The sequence below is a fragment of the Polaribacter gangjinensis genome (assembly GCF_038024125.1).
Taxonomy (GTDB): Bacteria; Bacteroidota; Bacteroidia; order Flavobacteriales; family Flavobacteriaceae; genus Polaribacter; species Polaribacter gangjinensis.
Genome location: NZ_CP150662.1, coordinates 1,094,569 through 1,113,159, shown reverse-complemented (window position 1 = coordinate 1,113,159; position 18,591 = coordinate 1,094,569). Strand labels below are relative to the sequence as shown.

The 18,591-nt window shown below is 31.1% G+C and carries 15 protein-coding genes; 4 read left to right on the top strand and 11 right to left on the bottom strand.

Annotated features, from left to right (window positions below; all coding sequences use genetic code 11):
- Positions 1-21 precede the first annotated feature (21 nt).
- Genes WHA43_RS04910 through WHA43_RS04900 form a run of 3 tightly spaced genes read left to right on the top strand, consistent with a single transcriptional unit; the run spans position 22 to position 3,960 of the window.
- The gene (locus tag WHA43_RS04910; protein WP_105045998.1) at positions 22-1,209 is read left to right on the top strand and encodes a glycosyltransferase family 4 protein; all 1,188 of its coding nucleotides are present in this window, start codon (positions 22-24) and stop codon (positions 1,207-1,209) included.
- Positions 1,206-2,465, top strand: a complete 1,260-nt coding sequence (locus WHA43_RS04905; protein ID WP_105045997.1) for a glycosyltransferase family 4 protein — start codon at positions 1,206-1,208, stop codon at positions 2,463-2,465. Before WHA43_RS04910 ends, WHA43_RS04905 begins: the two co-directional genes overlap by 4 nt.
- 7 nt (positions 2,466-2,472) lie before the next feature.
- Positions 2,473-3,960 carry a lipopolysaccharide biosynthesis protein gene (locus WHA43_RS04900; RefSeq protein WP_105045996.1) on the top strand — a complete coding sequence of 496 codons (1,488 nt, stop codon included), beginning with the start codon at positions 2,473-2,475 and terminating at the stop codon, positions 3,958-3,960.
- On the opposite strand, the gene WHA43_RS04895 is transcribed toward WHA43_RS04900, so the two are convergent.
- The 9 genes from WHA43_RS04895 to WHA43_RS04855 all read right to left on the bottom strand — a co-directional run bounded on the left by WHA43_RS04895 (position 3,951) and on the right by WHA43_RS04855 (position 12,091).
- The gene (locus tag WHA43_RS04895) at positions 3,951-4,259 is read right to left on the bottom strand and encodes a DUF6122 family protein (protein ID WP_105045995.1); all 309 of its coding nucleotides are present in this window, start codon (positions 4,257-4,259) and stop codon (positions 3,951-3,953) included. The genes WHA43_RS04900 and WHA43_RS04895 overlap by 10 nt on opposite strands.
- 1 nt (position 4,260) lies before the next feature.
- Positions 4,261-4,857 (bottom strand): WbqC family protein, encoded by a 597-nt coding sequence (locus WHA43_RS04890; RefSeq protein WP_105045994.1) that lies wholly within the window; start codon positions 4,855-4,857, stop codon positions 4,261-4,263.
- A 101-nt stretch (positions 4,858-4,958) separates the two neighbouring features.
- The gene (lepB, locus tag WHA43_RS04885) at positions 4,959-6,659 is read right to left on the bottom strand and encodes a signal peptidase I (RefSeq protein ID WP_105045993.1); all 1,701 of its coding nucleotides are present in this window, start codon (positions 6,657-6,659) and stop codon (positions 4,959-4,961) included.
- Positions 6,660-6,734: 75 nt separating this feature from the next.
- Complete coding sequence (gene dapB, locus WHA43_RS04880) at positions 6,735-7,436, bottom strand: 4-hydroxy-tetrahydrodipicolinate reductase (RefSeq protein WP_105045992.1); 702 nt, start codon at positions 7,434-7,436, stop codon at positions 6,735-6,737.
- A gap of 1 nt (position 7,437) precedes the next feature.
- The gene (locus WHA43_RS04875; protein WP_105045991.1) at positions 7,438-8,064 is read right to left on the bottom strand and encodes a DUF5683 domain-containing protein; all 627 of its coding nucleotides are present in this window, start codon (positions 8,062-8,064) and stop codon (positions 7,438-7,440) included.
- Positions 8,065-8,949 (bottom strand): ParB/RepB/Spo0J family partition protein, encoded by an 885-nt coding sequence (locus WHA43_RS04870; RefSeq protein WP_105045990.1) that lies wholly within the window; start codon positions 8,947-8,949, stop codon positions 8,065-8,067. It lies immediately after the preceding gene.
- A 1-nt stretch (position 8,950) separates the two neighbouring features.
- Positions 8,951-9,715 (bottom strand): ParA family protein, encoded by a 765-nt coding sequence (locus WHA43_RS04865; protein WP_105045989.1) that lies wholly within the window; start codon positions 9,713-9,715, stop codon positions 8,951-8,953.
- A gap of 184 nt (positions 9,716-9,899) precedes the next feature.
- On the bottom strand, positions 9,900-11,366 hold the full coding sequence (locus WHA43_RS04860; protein ID WP_105045988.1) for an aminoacyl-histidine dipeptidase: 1,467 nt from the start codon (positions 11,364-11,366) through the stop codon (positions 9,900-9,902).
- Between the two features lie 92 nt (positions 11,367-11,458).
- Positions 11,459-12,091 carry an NAD(P)H-dependent oxidoreductase gene (locus WHA43_RS04855; protein WP_105045987.1) on the bottom strand — a complete coding sequence of 211 codons (633 nt, stop codon included), beginning with the start codon at positions 12,089-12,091 and terminating at the stop codon, positions 11,459-11,461.
- Between the two features lie 111 nt (positions 12,092-12,202).
- Here WHA43_RS04855 and WHA43_RS04850 point away from each other — a divergent pair, with 111 nt between their 5' ends.
- Positions 12,203-13,477, top strand: coding sequence for a DUF2851 family protein (locus WHA43_RS04850; RefSeq protein ID WP_105045986.1), 1,275 nt, complete (start codon positions 12,203-12,205; stop codon positions 13,475-13,477).
- A 1-nt stretch (position 13,478) separates the two neighbouring features.
- Here WHA43_RS04850 and WHA43_RS04845 read toward each other — a convergent pair whose 3' ends face one another.
- Positions 13,479-15,899, bottom strand: coding sequence for a zinc-dependent metalloprotease (locus tag WHA43_RS04845; RefSeq protein WP_105045985.1), 2,421 nt, complete (start codon positions 15,897-15,899; stop codon positions 13,479-13,481).
- A 127-nt stretch (positions 15,900-16,026) separates the two neighbouring features.
- On the bottom strand, positions 16,027-18,480 hold the full coding sequence (locus WHA43_RS04840) for an alpha-ketoacid dehydrogenase subunit alpha/beta (RefSeq protein WP_105045984.1): 2,454 nt from the start codon (positions 18,478-18,480) through the stop codon (positions 16,027-16,029).
- Positions 18,481-18,591 lie beyond the last annotated feature (111 nt).

Below are 18,591 nucleotides of genomic sequence, written 5' to 3'. Positions count from 1 at the left end.
ACTTTAAAAAAATCAATCTTTATGAACATTGGGATGATTCTTGACGCCACTTTTCCTCCAGATCCAAGAGTGGAAAATGAAGCGATTTCATTAATTGCAGCTGGTCATAAAGTGTTTCTTTTTTGTTTGAAATATGATGCAAATCAGTCAGATGAAATAATCAATGGAATTCAAGTTAAAAGGTTTATATCTAATAAGTTAGAGTATAAATTGTCAGCTTTAGCTTATACAATTCCATTGTATTCTTTTTTGATGAAAAAGAAAATTGTACGATTTTTACAATCAACCAAGATTGATGTGTTGCACATTCACGATATCAAAATTGCTGAAGCTGTTTTTTGGGCAAATAATCAATATAAACTTCCAGTAATTTTGGATTTGCATGACAACTTGCCAGAAGTGATGAAATTGTATCCTCATCTTCAAAAGTTTCCAGGAAAATATGTTATTTCTCCAAAAAAATGGAAAGAGAAAGAGTCAGTATTTATCAAAAAAGCGGATAAAGTAATCACTGTTTCTCCACATTTTATCAACTCTTTGCAGCAAAGAATTCCTTCTGAAAATAAATATGTTTTAGTACCAAATACAATTCGTAAAGCATTTTTTGAAGAGTATATGGTAGATAATTCCATCATCGAAAAATATAGAAATCATTTTGTGATGTTGTATTTGGGCGATACACATATTAGAAGAGGTTTGCAAACAGCAATTGCAAGTATTCCAAAATTGAAAGATGCAATTCCCAATATCAAATTGGTAATTGTTGGAAAAAATACAACAGATTCCATTTTAAAATCACAAGTTGCAGCTTTAGGAATTGAAGATTTTGTAGATTTTGAAGGATGGCAAAACGTAAATTTATTTCAGTCATATATTATTAGTAGTGCTATTTGCATTTCTCCATTGCACAGAAATTTGCAACATGATGTGGCGTATGCAAACAAAATTTTTCAATATATGAGTTTTGGAAAACCTTTGTTGGTGAGTGATGCCACTGCTCAAAAAGAATTGATTGAAAAAGTGAATTCGGGTTTGGTACATCAAGAAAAAAATGTTGATGATTTTACCAATCAGTTTTTAAAATTATACCATGATGAAAACTTGAGACAAACTTTAGGTAAAAATGGTCAAGATTTTGTGAGAAATGAATTTTCTTGGGAACAAACTTCAAAAAACTTAGTACATTTATACGAAACTATAGGCCATTGAAAGCATTAATTATTACTTATTATTGGCCTCCTGCAGGAGGAAGTGGCGTTCAACGTTGGCTGAAGTTTGTAAAATATTTACCGCAATTTGGCATTGAACCCATTGTATATACAGTTGATAATGCGAAATATCCAAAAGAAGATTATAGTTTGCAGAATGAAATTTCAGAAGATATTGTTGTTTTAAAAAATCCAATTTTCGAACCTACAGATGTGTTTTTTTGGAAGCAAAAAGGAGTAAAAAAAGAAGATGTTGCCAACAGTACCAATAATGGTTTGTTGTCTTTTATCAGAGGAAATTTTTTTATCCCTGATCCAAAGATTTTTTGGGTATCGTCCTCTGTAAAATTTTTGCAAAAGTATGTGAATGAAAACTCTATTGACGTTATTATTTCAACAGGTCCACCTCACAGTATGCATTTGATTGCAAAAAGAATTAGCAAAAAAAACAACATCAAATGGATTGCTGATTTTAGAGATCCTTGGACGGATTTGTATTATAATAATGAATTCAAACAGCTTTCTTTTGCGAAACAGAAAAATAAAAAATTAGAAAAATCGGTTTTAGAAAATGCTGATTTGATTTTGACAGTAAGTAATGCGTTGAAAAATGATTTTTTAAAAATTGCCAAAAATGTTTCAGTGATTACCAATGGTTTTGACTCGGAAGTTTTAAAAGATGAACAGGTAATTTTGGATTCAAAATTTACGATTTCATATATTGGTTTATTACCAAAACAAAGCAACCCAAAAGTGTTTTTTAAGGTTTTAAAAGATCTTTGTGATGCTAATCAAGATTTTAAAAATGATTTAAAAATGCTTTTTGTAGGCGATATTTCACAAGAAGTTCTTTTGGAAATTGAAAAAAATAACTTGATTGAAGTTACGGAATTTAAAGGATATGTTTCTCATTCAGAAGCAATTGAATGTCAAAAAAAATCGCAAGTGTTGTTGTTGTTAATTCCGAATGTGCCAAAATCAGCCGGAATTTTAACAGGAAAACTTTTTGAATATCTAACCGCAAAAAGACCTATTTTAGCCTTGGGTCTAGAAGATGGTGATTTGGCTGAGATTCTGGAAAATACGAATGCAGGTGTTGTAATTGATCACCAAAATGAAGCAAAGTTATCAACAGAAATTTTGAAACTTTATAAACAGTTTAGAGAAGGAAAATTGAGCGTAAATTCTAAAAATTTGGAGCAATATCATCGTAAAAACCTGACAAAACAATTGGCAAAAATCATCAAAAATCTATAAAAATCATATGGGAATTGTTTTAAAGCAATCATTCAAAAACACCCTTTTTATCTACCTTGGTTTTGTCATTGGTGGTATAAATACCTTGTTTTTATATACTCGTTTTTTAGAAGATGAATATTATGGATTGGTTACTTTTTTATTATCAACCTCGAATATTTTAATGCCTTTGATTGCTTTAGGCGTTCATCATACCATCATCAAATTTTATTCGAGTTATTTTACCAAAATTGAGCAAGATAAATTTTTATCTTCTGTACTTTTTTTGCCTTTATTGGTTGCTATTCCAATGGGATATTTTGGGAATTTATTTTATGAAGAAATTAGTGATTATTTATCCATAAATAATTCAATCATAAAGAATTATACGTTTGTTATTTACTTGATAGCCTTTACGTGTGCGTATTTTGAGGTTTTTTATGCATGGGCAAGAGTTCAATTTCATTCTGTTTTTGGAAATATTTTAAAAGAATTATGGAATAGAGTAGTAGTAATGTTGTTGCTTTTTGCGGTCTATTTTCAATGGATTTCAAAAGAAAATTTCATCTATTATTTAACAGGTTTCTATTTTTTAAGAATGTTTGTGATGATGGTGTATGCGTTTTATTTGTATTTCCCAAAATTCACTTTTTCTAGACCTGATAATTTCGCAGAAATTTTTCGATTTTCATTATACATCATCATGGCAGGAAGTGCAGGTGCCATTATTTTAGATATTGACAAATTCATGATTCCCGGAAAAGAAGCCATTCAGCAAGCAGCTTATTACTCGGTTGCAGTTTTTATTGGTTCGTTTATTGAAGCGCCAAGTAGAGCTATGATGAATATTTTACAACCATTGACATCTAAAACTTTGAATGAAGAAAATCATACAGAAGTGGCTTCATTATACAAAAAAAGTTCTATTAATTTACTGTTAATCAGTGGTTTGTTTTTTGTGTTAATCAATGCAAATGTCAATCAATTATTCAATTTATTACCGCAACAATATGCAGGAGGAGAATTAGTGGTATTTATGATTTCATTTGTAAAAATGTACAATGGATTTTTAGGAAATAATGGAGCAATCATCAATAATTCTCAATATTACAAAATTACGTTGCCTTATAGTTTTATGATGGCTATTTCAGTGTATGCTTTAAATTGGTTATTTTATTATAAACTAGAAATGGGTACAGATGGCCTTGCATTGGCAACGCTTATCGTGATCTTTTTTGCAAATACAGGAAAAATATTGTTTGTAAAAAGAAAATTTTCAATGACTCCTTTTACAGATAAATCGTGGTTGATGATTGGAATTATTTTGGGAATTTACATAATTTTTACTTTTTGGGATTTTCCATTTCACAGTCTTTATATATGGAAAGTTCCAGTTCATCAAATGATAAATATTCTTTTGAAAAGTATTTTAATAACAATTTTGTATTTGTATTTGGTAATGAAATTGAAAATTTCAGATGAAATAACCAAACTTTTAAAACGATTTTATAAATAACAGTCTATAAAATCCGTCAATAAGTGGAATAATAATGCAAAAGATAGGATATGCGTTTTCCTAAAAAACAATCCAAATACATAAACGATTGCTGCATAATATGTATGTAAAGGATGAAAATTGATGCTACATCTATTGCTATCAAAAATAGGATTTGCCAATAAATGATCCATATCAATTAGCATAGAAGCTAAAAAAATCAAATACACTTTTTTCCAATTTTCTTTGAAAAAAAAGTAAGAAAACAAGAATGGAACTAAAAAGTGAAGGCTATAATGAATAATGAATTTCAGTGTCATTTTAAAAATAACTTACTGCATTTGGGCCTTCCATAAACAATAAATCTAAGATGGATAAATTGGGTATAAAACCGTGTTTATCATCAAACATTTGTTTGTAAATAGTAAACTCTTTTTCTGGTTGTAAATTCTTTTCAGCTAAAAATCGAAAGTCATTTTCTGTTTTTTCCAATTCGTAAACTGAAGTTTTTGAAAAATTCGGATTTAATTCCAACGCATCAACAATAAACAAATAAGAATCAATATTTACATCGTGTAAAAACTTGTATTTTTTGGTAAAAATAGGCATTAAATCATCCTCAAAATATTCAAAATACGGAGAAACTCTGTAGGATGTTTGTAAAGATTTAAAATGCTGATCTTGCCATGGAAAATCATTTTCTACAAGGGTATCTTTGGTTTTTTTTCTTCCTATTTTATCAGATTGTTTTACAGGTATACTCAGTAGTTGTTTTCCATTGCCATTATAGATATAACAACGGTTTCTGTAGCTTTGTTTTTGAAAATTATCTTCCATTTCAAAAATAATTTCGTCAGATTTTACAATTTCCGCGTATTGAGAAATTGGCGAAAAATAAGTTGGAATAAATAATGACATTCTTTGAGTATTCAGTTTTGAGTATTCAGTTTTCAGTGTCAGTAAACAGTGGTATTTTACAATTGAAAAGCTAACTGAAAACTGCGACTGTAAGCTAAAAACTATTTTGTAACTTTCTTTTTTCCTTTAAAATAACTCCATCCAATATACATTGCAATCAATGCAAAAACAATATATCTGTAAGAAACAGGTTCTCCATCACCATGAACTGTAGTAAACATTCTGTCCCAACGAATTGATTTTATTTTTGCGACAAAACTTGGTGCATTTGCATCCCAGCTAAACCAAACCATAACAGGTTTTCCTAAAACATGATCAAATGGAACATAACCCCAATAACGGGCATCTAAAGAATTGTGTCTGTTGTCACCAACCAACCAAAAATAGTCTTGTTTAAAGGTGTAAGTTGTTGCTTTTTTTCCATTGATAAAAATATCATCACCATTCACAACCAAATCATTATTTTCATAATTTTTGATGATTTGCTCGTAAAAAGGCAAAGATTCAGCATCTAATTTTACAGTAGCACCAGCTTTTGGGATATAAATAGGGCCAAAATTATCTTGACTCCATTGTAATTTTTCAACATGTGGAAAAATTGCTTTGTCTGGAGCGTGATTTATTTTTGTAACAGAAACTGCTAATGGATACTTTTTCAATCTATCAACTTCTTCTTGTGTTAAATTGATGTTGATTTTTGTATTTACAGAACTCATTTTTAAACGCTGAGCTAAATCAGGATTGATACCACCAGCAACTTCAGTATATAAAGAATCTTGTCCAATTTTCGTCAAACTTCCATTCTTTTTGATAGCTTCTTGTACTTTGTCATTTTCCCAATATTCAGACAAAATTCGGTAAACCCCTGTACGTTCTTTATCAAGTAAAAATGCAGGAAATGTATTCGCATCAATAGGTGATTTTGATTCATACGTATAGTAAAATTGCAATTTGGCTCTGTAAGGCAAGTCGTTCTTTTTTCCATTGATGTAAAAATAACCATCAATCATTTGCAAGGTGTCACCTGCAATTCCCACACAACGTTTTACATAATTGGTCTTTTTATCAACAGGTTTGTAGGTGAATTTCCCAGAAGTATCACCCCACATTGTCGCCAAAGAATCAGCAGGCCAATTGAAACATACAATATCATTATTCTTTATTTTTTGCAAGCCTGGCAAACGCAAATAAGGCAATTGTGGCCATTTTAAATAAGATGCAGTTCCCGTAAAAGGCAATGAGTCATGAACCATTGGCGCTGCAATTACAGTAGATGGAACTCTTGCTCCATAATGAAATTTACTTACAAATAAATAATCTCCAACTAACAACGATTTTTCTAAAGACGAAGTTGGAATCGTAAATGGCTGCATAAAATAGGTGTGTACTAAAGTTGCAGCAATTATTGCAAAAGTGACGGAGCTAATCCATTCACCCAACTCTGATTGAGGTTTTAAACTTCTGTCCTCATTAAATGTTGCATCTTTTGTATAGTTGATGTAAAAAATATACAACCCTAAAGTGGCAATGACTAAAAACGAATCTAATTTTTTATAAAAACCAAAAGTTCTGATGGTTTCTATCCAAATTACAGGAAATAGCAATAAGTTGATGATTGGAATAAAAAGTAGGATAATCCACCATTTTGGACGCTTTATAATTTGCATTAAAATGATTCCATTATAAATAGGAATGGCAGCTTCCCAAGCTTTTCTACCTGCTTTTTGATACAATTTCCAAGTACCTAAAAAATGAATAATTTGGATACTAATAAAAAAAAGAAACCATTGAGTAAATGTCATAATCGATATTTTTTTTCCAAAAAGGAAATTTATGTCAAGTTTATAAGGCGCAAAATAGCAAAAAAGTTACAGTTTTTAACGAATGTTTAAGACATCTTTCATTGAAAATACGCCTGTTTTTCCAACAATCCACTCTGCTGCAATTACTGCTCCTAGTGCAAATCCTTTTCTACTATGAGCTGTGTGTTTTATTTCGATAGTATCAACTTCGGATGAATACCAAACTGTGTGCGTTCCAGGAACATCAGGAATTCTTTTTGCTTCAATCGGAATATTTTCAAAACTTAAATTTGTGCCCAATTCCCAACCTTTTTTTGAGGTGTTTTCTATAATTCCTTCAGCTAAAGTAATGGCAGTTCCACTTGGTGCATCTAATTTTTGAGTATGATGAATTTCTTCCATAGAAATTTGATAATCTTCAAGATTACTCATCATTTTTGCCAATTGTTTGTTGAGCTCAAAAAAGATATTGACACCCACACTAAAGTTGGATGCATATAAAAAAGCGCCTTGTTTTTGATTACAAAATGCTACAGCATCATCATATTTTTCTAACCATCCTGTAGTTCCAGCAATTACAGGAACGTTGTTTTCAATACAATTGGTTATATTGTTATAAGCAGCAGTGGGAATACTAAAATCAATAGCAACATCTGCTAAAGTGATGTCAATTATGTCTTCAACATCTTTTCTGATGACGATTTCATGACCACGAGAAAGGGCGATTTTTTCAATTTCTTTTCCCATTCTTCCATAGCCTAATAATGCGATTTTCATTCTAAAAATTATATTTAAAAGTGAGTCCAATACTCGGAGTTTCAATGCGTATTGGATCAAAAATTAATTGAGGTTTTACAGTTAAATTATCATCGGTATTAAATTGAATTAAATGTGCATTTACACTCGCTTCAACGATTTGTAAAATATACAAAATAACACCTGTTAATAAAGACATATCTCTGTTTTCGCGCAATTGCTCTTGTGCAGTTTCTAAAGTTTGTGTGGAAACAATTTCAACGCCATCAACTGTAAATTCATCTGGCAATCCGTTTTTTCTGAGTTTATAAGCTGTTCTGTAACGTTTGTAATCGCTATTGTTTATCTGATAATAATATACTGGCAAAGCCAATGCTCCCCAAACTATTGGTGCTTTCCAGTACTTTTTATTGTAAATCTGACCCATTCCTGGAAAAATTGCTGAGTAAAATGCCGCTTTTGATGGTGCTAAAGGATCGTAAATTGCAGGTTTTTTTTCTTTTTTCTTTGAAACTTTTAAAGTATCAATTGTTTCAATTTTTAATAATTTTACTTTTGTTGTATCTATTTTTAGTGAATCATTTTGCGCAAAAAAACTTTCAGATAAAAAACTGAGACATAAAATAAGTATGATTTGTTTTAAATTCACTTATTTTAATAGATTTTTAATACGGTTAAAATCTTCTTCTGAGTTAAAAGGAATACTAATTTTTCCTTTGCCATTTGAACTCATGTTTACAGTAATTTTTTGACCAAAAAAATCACTCAAGGGCTTGATATTGTTTTTAACAAAATCGGGAATTTGTTTCGCTTTTGGCTTAGAAACAGGACCTGATTTTAAGTTTTTCACCAAATCTTCAGTTTGTCTTACCGAAAGTTCTTCTCTTAAAATGCGTTCGTAAATTGCCAGTTGATCTTCGGTATTTTCAACATTAATCATGGCACGTCCATGGCCCATTGAAATAAATCCATCACGCATTCCTGTTTGTAAAATAGGATCTAACTTTAGCAAACGTAAATAATTGGTCACTGTCGATCTTTTTTTTCCAACTCTTGTGCTCAATTCTTCTTGTGTCAACTTTATTTCGTCAATCAAACGTTGATAGGAAAGTGCCACTTCAATAGGATCTAGGTTTTTTCTTTGAATATTTTCAACCAATGCCATTTCTAGCATTTCTTGGTCATTGGCAATTCTGATATAAGCAGGGATTGTAGTGTTTCCAATCAATTTTGATGCTCTAAAGCGTCTTTCTCCAGAAACCAATTGAAATTGATTTCCTTCCATTTTACGAACCGTAATTGGCTGAATGACTCCTAATTCTTTGATAGAATTGGCTAATTCAACCAAAGATTCCTCATCAAAATAAGTTCTTGGCTGAAATGGATTTACATCAATACTGCTCAATTCAATTTCAATAATTGAACCAATTAGTTTGTCTGCATTTTTGTCTGAAGCACTATTGATATTAGGTGTTTCTTGTAATAATGCTGATAATCCTCTTCCTAAAGCTTGCTTTTTGGTTGCTTTTGCCATTTTATGAATTCTTTTTTAAGATTTCTTGCGCCAAATTTAGGTAATTTACTGCACCTTTGCTAGTAGCATCGTACGCAATAATGGTTTCACCATAACTTGGAGCTTCTCCTAAACGTGTATTTCTACTGATAATTGTATCAAAAACCATACTAGAAAAATGTTTACGAACTTCATCAACTACTTGATTTGAAAGTCTTAAACGCGAATCAAACATGGTTAATAATAATCCCTCTATGTCTAATTGTGGGTTGTGAATTTTTTGAACACTTTTAATGGTATTTAATAATTTTCCTAAACCTTCTAGTGCAAAATATTCACATTGAATAGGAATCATCACAGAATCTGCTGCAACTAAAGCGTTTAAAGTTGTTAATCCTAAAGATGGAGCACAATCAATTAAAATATAGTCATAGTCATTTTTAACATCCTTTAATGCTTTTTTGAGCATATACTCACGATCTTCTTTATCAACCAATTCAATTTCAATAGCAACCAAATCAATGTGAGCAGGAATTATATCAACATTAGGTGAAGTTGAAGGAATAATTGCATCTTTTGCATCGCAAGTAAGTTCTAAAACTTGATAGGTGCCAATTTCAATAGTATCCATTTGAATACCCATTCCTGAAGTTGCATTTGCCTGAGGATCAGCATCAATCAATAATACTTTTTTTTCTAAAACACCTAAAGAAGCAGCAAGGTTAACACAACTTGTTGTTTTTCCAACTCCTCCTTTTTGATTTGCAATTGCAATTATTTTTCCCATTAAAATAGACTAGTTTAATAGGGTAAAATTACAATTTATTCTGTTTTAAAAATCTGAAAGATGTTAACAAAAAGATAAAAATATAAATTACTGAATAATAGTTTATTGTAATTCATTTTTTAAAGTTTTTAAACAAATAACAACCTATTAAAAATGCATACTTATACACAATTCTCTGTAAAATTTATATTTTTTTTTCAGGAATATTTTTCAATACTTCTTGCAATAATTTCCAAAATTTTTGAGTGGATGAAATTTGTGCTCTTTCATCTGGAGAATGTGCTCCTTTGATGTTTGGACCAAAGGAAATCATATCCATTTTTGGATAATTTTGTCCTAAAATGCCACATTCTAATCCTGCATGACAGGCCATTATTTTGGGTTCACTATTAAATAATTCTCGATAGTTATTTGAAACAATTTGTAAAATTTCAGAATTCATGTTTGGTAGCCATCCAGGGTATGCTCCTGAAAATTCCACTTCAAAACCTGCCAATTCAAATGATGAGCGAATGGAATTAGCCAAATCTAATTTGCTACTTTCAGAAGAAGAACGAGTCAAACATCCTACCAAAATCTGTCCATTTTTCACTTCAACTTTGGCGATATTGTTCGAAGTTTCAACCAAACCTTCAACATCAGGACTCATTTTATAAACGCCATTCAAAGCTGCATACATCGCTCTTGAAAAACCTTCTTGAACACCTAAATCCATCACTTTTTTGGGTGGTTCAGTTGTTTCAATAGTTATTTTTAGTTGAGGTTCAATGTTTGAAAATTCATGTTTTATTTGATTGATGAATTCGTTGCTTTCAAACAAAAACGGTTCTTTTGAAATCGAATCAACAACTACTTTAGCAAAACTTTCTCTTGGAATTACATTTCGTAAACTTCCGCCATTAATTTCAGCAATTCGCAATCCAAAATTGGTAAATCCATCAAACAACAATCGATTCAAAATTTTGTTGGCATTTCCCAAACCTTTGTGAATATCCATCCCTGAATGTCCACCTGTTAAACCAGTAATTGAAATGGAAAATGCAGTGGTGTTGTCAGGAATTTCCTCTTCGTCATAGTTTCTTGTGGCTGTAACATCCAAACCTCCTGCACAACCAATTCCGATTTCATCATCTTCTTCTGTATCTAAATTCAGTAATATTTCGCCAGTTAAAATATTAGCATCCAAATTCATAGCTCCAGTCATTCCTGTTTCTTCATCAATTGTAAACAAAGCTTCAATTGCTGGATGAATGATTGTTTTTGAAGATAAAACTGCCATAATTGCAGCAACTCCCAAACCATTATCTGCCCCCAAAGTGGTTCCTTTTGCTTTTACCCAATCACCTTCTATAAACATATTGATTCCTTCTTTTTCAAAATCAAAATCAGTAGTGGCATTTTTTTGATGCACCATGTCTAAATGACCTTGTAAAACAATGGTTTTCTTCGTTTCCATTCCTTTAGAAGCTGGTTTTTTGATGATGACATTTCCAACAGCATCAGTAAAGGTTTCCAAGTTTAAATTATTTCCAAAATCAACCATAAATTGAATGATTTTTTCTTCTTTTTTTGATGGACGTGGAACTGAATTTAAGGCTGCAAAATGTGACCAAACTTCAATAGGTTCAATATTTTTAATATCTTGGTTCATGGAAAGAATTTCTTTTTTGAGGCTCAAAAATACGACTATTATTGGCTAAAAAAAAGCCTTCATAAAGAAGGCTTTTCAAATTTACTGAGGATTTATGAGAAGTTTATAACCACTTCATCTATATTTTTTCGAACCTTTTTCAAATCTTTCATGTAATCATCTTGAGCTCTAAAACCAACAGGCAATACTAAAACTGAGGTTAAGTTTTGCTCATGCAATTGTAAAACTTCATCATATTTTTCAGGAACAAAACCTTCCATAGGACAAGAATCGATATTTTCTAAAGCACAAACCGTAAGTAAGTTTCCTAGAGCCAAATACGCTTGATTTTTATTCCAAATAAGCAATTCTTCTTGCGTTTTTTTCTCAATTTCTGCTGTTAAAAACTTTTTAAAAGGATTGATAATTTCATCAGGAGTGTTTCTGATTTTTTGAACTAAATTAAAATAATTTTGTACTTCTTCTGTACTGTAACTTTTTGGAACACAAATTACTAATAAATGTGAAGCGTCAACAACTTGCCTTTGATTCCAAGAATGTGCCATCAATTCATTTTGAATTTCTTTATTTTGAATTACCAAAAGTTTTGCAGGTTGCAATCCATAAGAAGTTGCTGTTAAATTAAATGCTTCTTTTAATATTTGTATTTGTTCATTTGATAAAAATTTAGTGTTATCAAATTTTTTCACTGCATATCGCCATTGTAATTTTTCTATAGTCTTCATTGCTTTTAAATTTCCCGCAAAATTAGATGATTTGATTCTGTTACTTTTTTGAATTCTATTGTTAATATTTATGAGGAAATAAATTTTTCAGTATCTTCAACCAAAAAAAAGATGAAAGAGGAATTTTTATACTACGTTTGGCAATATCAGTTATTTTACAAATCGAAATTAAAAACGGTTCATAATCAGGAAATCACTTTGTTAAAAATAGGAGTTCAGAATAAAAATGCTGGTCCTGATTTTTTAAATGCGCACATAAAAATTGGTGATAAAACTTGGGTTGGCAATGTTGAAATGCATGTAAAATCGTCTGATTGGTATGTTCACAATCATGAAAATGATTCCAATTACGATGCTGTAATTTTACATGTTGTTTGGGAACATGATGTGGAGGTTTTTGCAAAAAATAATCAACCAATTTTTACTTTAGAATTGAAAAATTATATTGATAATGATTTGATTATCAAATACAATTCTATTGTAAATGATTCAAAAAGATGGATTCCTTGTGAGCAACAAATTCATCAAATTGAACCATTTTTACTGAATAATTGGTTGGAAAGATTGTATTTTGAACGATTGGAAAACAAGTCTGAATTCATCAAAGAATTGTTGCAAAAAACACATTTCGATTTTGAAGCTGTACTTTTTATGCAACTTGCTAAAAACTTTGGATTGAAAATAAATGGCGAAGCTTTTTTTAAATTGGCAACTTCCTTAGATTTTTCAATAATTCAAAAAGTGCGTTTTGATGAAATGCAATTATCAGCCTTGCTTTTTGGACAAGCTGGATTTTTGGATGAAGATGTAGAAATTCCTTTTCACAATCAATTGCGGACAGAATATTACTATTTAAAACACAAACATCAGCTCCAATCCATTCATAAAAGTCATTTTCAATTTTTTAGAATGCGTCCTCCTAATTTTCCTACAATTCGTTTGGCACAATTGATCAATTTGATTCATCAACATCAAAATTTATTTTCTAAAATCATCGAAATTGACCAAAAAGAGGATTTTTATAAATTATTTAATGTAGATGTTTTAGACTTTTGGAAAACGCATTTTACGTTTGAAACAACATCCAAAAAAAGTGCCAAAAAACTCACAAAATCATTTGTGGATTTATTATTGATAAATACTATTATTCCTCTAAAGTTTGTCTATTTACAGACCAAAACCGATTTTGATGAAGAAACAATTTTACGATTAATTCAACAAATTACACCTGAAAAAAACAGCATTATTGATACTTTTTCTTCTTTACAAATTACAGCTAAAAATGCGATGGAAAGTCAGGCTTTGATTGAGTTAAAAAACAACTATTGCACAAAGAAACGCTGTTTACATTGTGCAATAGGAATAAAATTGATAAAAAATAATTAGTTTATTTTGGGTCTAAAATTTTGTTTATTTTCTCTAAACAGTCTGCATAATGATATTTAGAAATTTTGTTGATAAACCTACTTTTTGCAATCGATAATTGAATCTTCATAGTATCCAATTCTCCTCTAACAATAGATGGAATATCAGTATTTTGCAAATTTTTATCATTCATTAAATCGCCCATTTTTTCAATAAAAGCTTTTTGTAAATTTCTTCTGAAAAGATCTACATTGCTTGTGTAATTTGCTTCAGAAAAAATACCATTTCTCAAATCCTTGAATAGGTCTTCAACTGGATAAAAATCTGTTTGGATTACTGATGCATCCAACATTCTTTTTAAGCGAGATTCATTTAATAATCCATTTAATTGTCGGGTTTGTAAATTCAGCATATTTGTTGTGTACCCACTTTCATTAATATTCGCCAAGATGTTTTTATCCAATAACCAATTTTGCGTTTCAAATACATTTTTGAGCAACCATTGCAAAGATTCTTGCTGTTTTGCTTTAGAAACATACTCATAAACAACGCCAGTCTCAACTGGTTTTTTATTGAATTCATACACGCCACCAATATTTCCTGCAACATGACCTGCATATCTGCTCCAAACGCCTAATAATTCATCAAACAATTCTGATAAATCTTCGTAATTATTGGTTTTATCTGATGTCCATTTGGGTAAATTTTTAGCAACAATTTTTAAGTTTTTAATTCCGTATGTTGATGCTTTTATTTGGTCATTTCCAATTCCTTCAGTTTGCGCTGAAGGGTCAAAAGACTGACCTCCAAATCTGTAAATCGGATTTCCTGCTTTGTCAGAAATCCATTTATCTAAAGTTTTTACTTCTTCTTCTGGAGTAGTAACATTTGGAATTTTGCGATATCCCCAGTTGATGGCATAATGATCATAAGGCCCCATTTGTCTGATGTAACGTACATTTTTATCTTCAGGTTGTGCTACATAATTATAACGCGCATAATCCATAATAGTAGCAGCAATTCCCATTTTTTGAGTAAAACTCGCTGATCGTAAAGAATCTACAGGATAGGCAAAACTAGCAGCCATATTGTGAGGCAAACCAAGTGCATGACCAACTTCGTGTGCAATAACCATGCGCATCATTTCACCAATTTCTTCATCAGGAGTGTCTAACGTTCTTGCAGATGGATTTGCAGCACCCGTTTCTAGTAAATATCGATTTCTATAAGAACGCAAATGATTATGATACCAAATAATATCACTTTCTATAATTTCTCCAGAACGTGGGTCTGAAACACTTGGACCAACTGCATTTCTGGTGGTACTTGCTACATATCTAATAGAAGAATAACGAATATCTTCCATGCTAAATTCTGGATCTTCTTCAGCAGTTGGTGGCATTTTTGCTACAATGGCATTTTTAAATCCTGCAGTTTCAAAAACTTTTTGCCAATCGTCAACACCTTGTTTGATGTATTTTCTCAATTTTTCAGGAGTTGCAGGATCTAAATAATAAACAATTTGTTTTTTGGGCTCTACTAATTCTCCACGATTGTAAGCAGCTTCATCTTTTGGTTCTAAACGCCAACGTCTGATGTATCTTTTTTCATCAGATTTTAAGGCTTCTGAACTATAATCGATGTTTTCAATGGAAAAATACCCCACTCTTTTGTCATAAATTCTGGGCATCATGGGTTTTTCTGGCAATAAAATCATGGATTGATTGATGCTCATTGTAATGGTACCTGCAGCAGCATTGCTTGGTGGTTCGTCAGCTTCGTATGTGAAATTTTGGATCACTTCAATATTTTCAGGATAACTTTTAATGCTGTTGATAAAACTTCTTGATGGATCTAATCTTCGAACTTTATAACGTGATCTATAAGAAGCTGGTAATGCTGAAATCGCTTTTACATCCGAAGAAAAAAACGAAGTTACATCAATCAAAACAGCAGTAGAATCATTGTTTTGCGTTTTGATGTCGAAAGCATAAATAATGGGTTCTAAATTATTTGCTTTTACAGATTTGTAAATTGGCAATGAATCGTTGGCAATAGCATTGTATGATTTTACTTTTAACAACATCTTATTTTTATAGTGTTCCCAAACTACAACCTGAGTATTTGTTTTTGAGCCGGCATTTACGTAACCACCACCCAATCCTGAAGGCAATTCTTTGATGCGAGTTACCAACAGCATTTCTTTTCCAAAATAGGATTTCGGAATTTCATATAAAAATGCTTCTTTATTTTCGTGAACTGTAAATAAACCTTTATCTGATGTAGTATTTTTGGTTACAAAATCGCTATAACTAGGTGATTTCTTTTTTTGAGGAGTTGCAATTACTTCTTGATTTTTGTCTTTAGATTTTTTTCTTTGAGCATTTATTTCAGAAGGAAAAATAACTCCTAAAATAAATGAAAAGAGTAAAATATTTTTCATGTTTAATAGATTAGAAAATTGAATCGTCTAAATTAAGGAAAACTTGTTCTAATTTTAATAATTGATTTGTTAAAAAATAAATCCCAATCAAATTTGATTGGGATTTACAAAATTTTAAATTATTTTTTTAATACAATCTTTTAAATTTATAAGGATTGTATTCGTGCATCATTTCATATATTTTTTCAAAAATATCTTCTGTTGAAGGTTTTGAAAAATAATCTCCATCAGTTCCGTAAGCAGGTCTGTGAGCTTTTGCAGTTAATGTTGCAGGTTTGCTGTCTAAGTACAAATAACCATTTTGGTTCTCTACAATTTCTTGTAAAATATAAGCTGATGCTCCACCAGGAACATCTTCGTCAACCACTAATAACTTGTTGGTTTTTTCCAAACTTTTTACACATTCGTGTTTCAAATCAAAAGGTAATAAACTTTGCGCATCAATAATTTCAATATCAATACCCACTTGTTGCAATTCTTTGGCAGCTTCTTCTACCAAACGTAAGGTTGAACCATAAGAAACTACAGTCATATCTGAGCCTGATTTTATTGTTTCAACAACGCCAATTGCCGTTTTAAATTCGCCTAAATTGGTGGGTAATTCTTCTTTTAAACGATACCCGTTTAAACATTCAATCACCAAAGCTGGGTCATCACCTTCTAATAACGTATTGTAAAATCCTGCTGCTTTTGTCATATTTCTTGGAACCAATACATGAATTCCTCGTAAACTATTGATGATTGCTCCTAAAGGTGAACCTGCATGCCAAATTCCTTCCAATCTGTGACCACGAGTTCTAACAATTAAAGGTGCTTTTTGTTTGCCAAAAGTTCTGTAACGAAGTGTTGCCAGGTCATCACTCATAATCTGGAGCGCATATAGTAAATAATCCAAGTATTGTACTTCAGCAATTGGACGTAAACCACGCATTGCTAATCCAATACCTTGACCAATAATAGTAGCTTCTCTGATGCCTGTATCTGAAATTCGGATGTTGCCAAATTTTTCTTGCAAGCCTTCTAAGCCTTGATTTACATCGCCAATAAAACCTGCATCTTCCCCAAAAATTAAAATTTCGGGATGCTTTGTAAGGAGTGCATCAAAATTATCTCTCATGATTACCCTTGCATCAACTATATTTTTTTCTTGAGAATAGCTGGGTAGTTTTTCAGAAATATGCAACACACTTTTTGAAGATTCATTTGTTAAATGTGATGAATATTTGTCAAAAGCAATGTCAATGGCATTTTTTATAAATTGTTGTAAAGCTGTTTTTTCTGCTATATTTTCATCTTTTAAATATCGTAAACATTTTCTTGCAGTACTTAAAACATCTTTTTTAGTAGGTTCTATAAGTGCTGATAAATCAGATTTGTATTTGTTGATAAAAGCACCATTTTTACTTTTTTTAGCAACATCATCTAAAATTGAAACAACTTTAGAAAGATCCAATTTAATTTCATTCAAATATGCATTCCAAGCTTCTTTTTTAGCTTCAGCAACTTCTTTTTTAGCTTGTTTTTCTATCAGAATTAACTCTTCTTCAGAATCTACAAAACGTAAAATTTCTCCATCTTGAGTTTCCAATTCAAATTCTAAGATCCATTCGCGCATTTTGTTAATACAATCATGGTCTTTTTCCCATTGCAAACGCTCTTTTTCTTTATATCGTTCATGTGAACCTGAAGTAGAATGCCCTTGAGGTTGCGTCAATTCTTTAACATGAATCAACACAGGAACGTGCTCTTCTCTGGCGATATTTGCTGCTTTTTGATACACATCCATCAATTGCACGTAATCCCAACCATTTACTACAAAAATTTCGTAACCATTATGTTTCGAGTCTCTTTGAAATCCTTTTAATATTTCAGAAATACTTTCTTTGGTAGTTTGATATTTTGCGTGAACTGAAATTCCGTATTCATCATCCCAAACACTCATTACCATAGGTACTTGTAACACACCAGCAGCATTGATAGTTTCGAAAAATAGACCTTCACTGGTACTTGCGTTTCCAATTGTTCCCCAAGCAACTTCATTTCCATTGATAGAAAAATGGGTATTTTTTTGAACACTTTTTTCGTTTCGGTATACTTTAGATGCTTGTGCTAAACCCAACAAACGAGGCATTTGCCCAGCAGTAGGTGAAATATCAGAACTTGAATTGTATTGTTTTGTAAGATTTTTCCAACTTCCATCCTCGTTCAAACTATGTGTTGCAAAGTGGCCTCCCATTTGTCTTCCTGCAGACATTGGATCAGCTTTGATGTCTGCATGAGCGTACAATCCAGCAAAAAATTGTTGAGCAGAAAGTTCGCCAAGAGCCATCATAAACGTTTGATCTCGGTAATAACCAGATCTAAAGTCGCCTTTTTTAAAGGCTTTTGCCATAGCTAATTGGGGCACTTCTTTTCCATCACCAAATATCCCAAATTTTGCCTTTCCTGTTAAAACTTCACGTCTGCCTAATAAACTACATTCTCTACTAATTTTGGCTATTTTATAGTCGTTTAAAACTTCTTTTTTAAAATCACTGAATGAAATTTCATTAGAGGTAATTGATTTTGTTTCTTGCAACATGTTTATTTATTTAAACTGCAACAAATATAAAATATTTTAATTGATATTTAAAAATATTTATAAAAATTAAGAATATGATAATATTAATAACAAATTCCATTGCATTGTTAT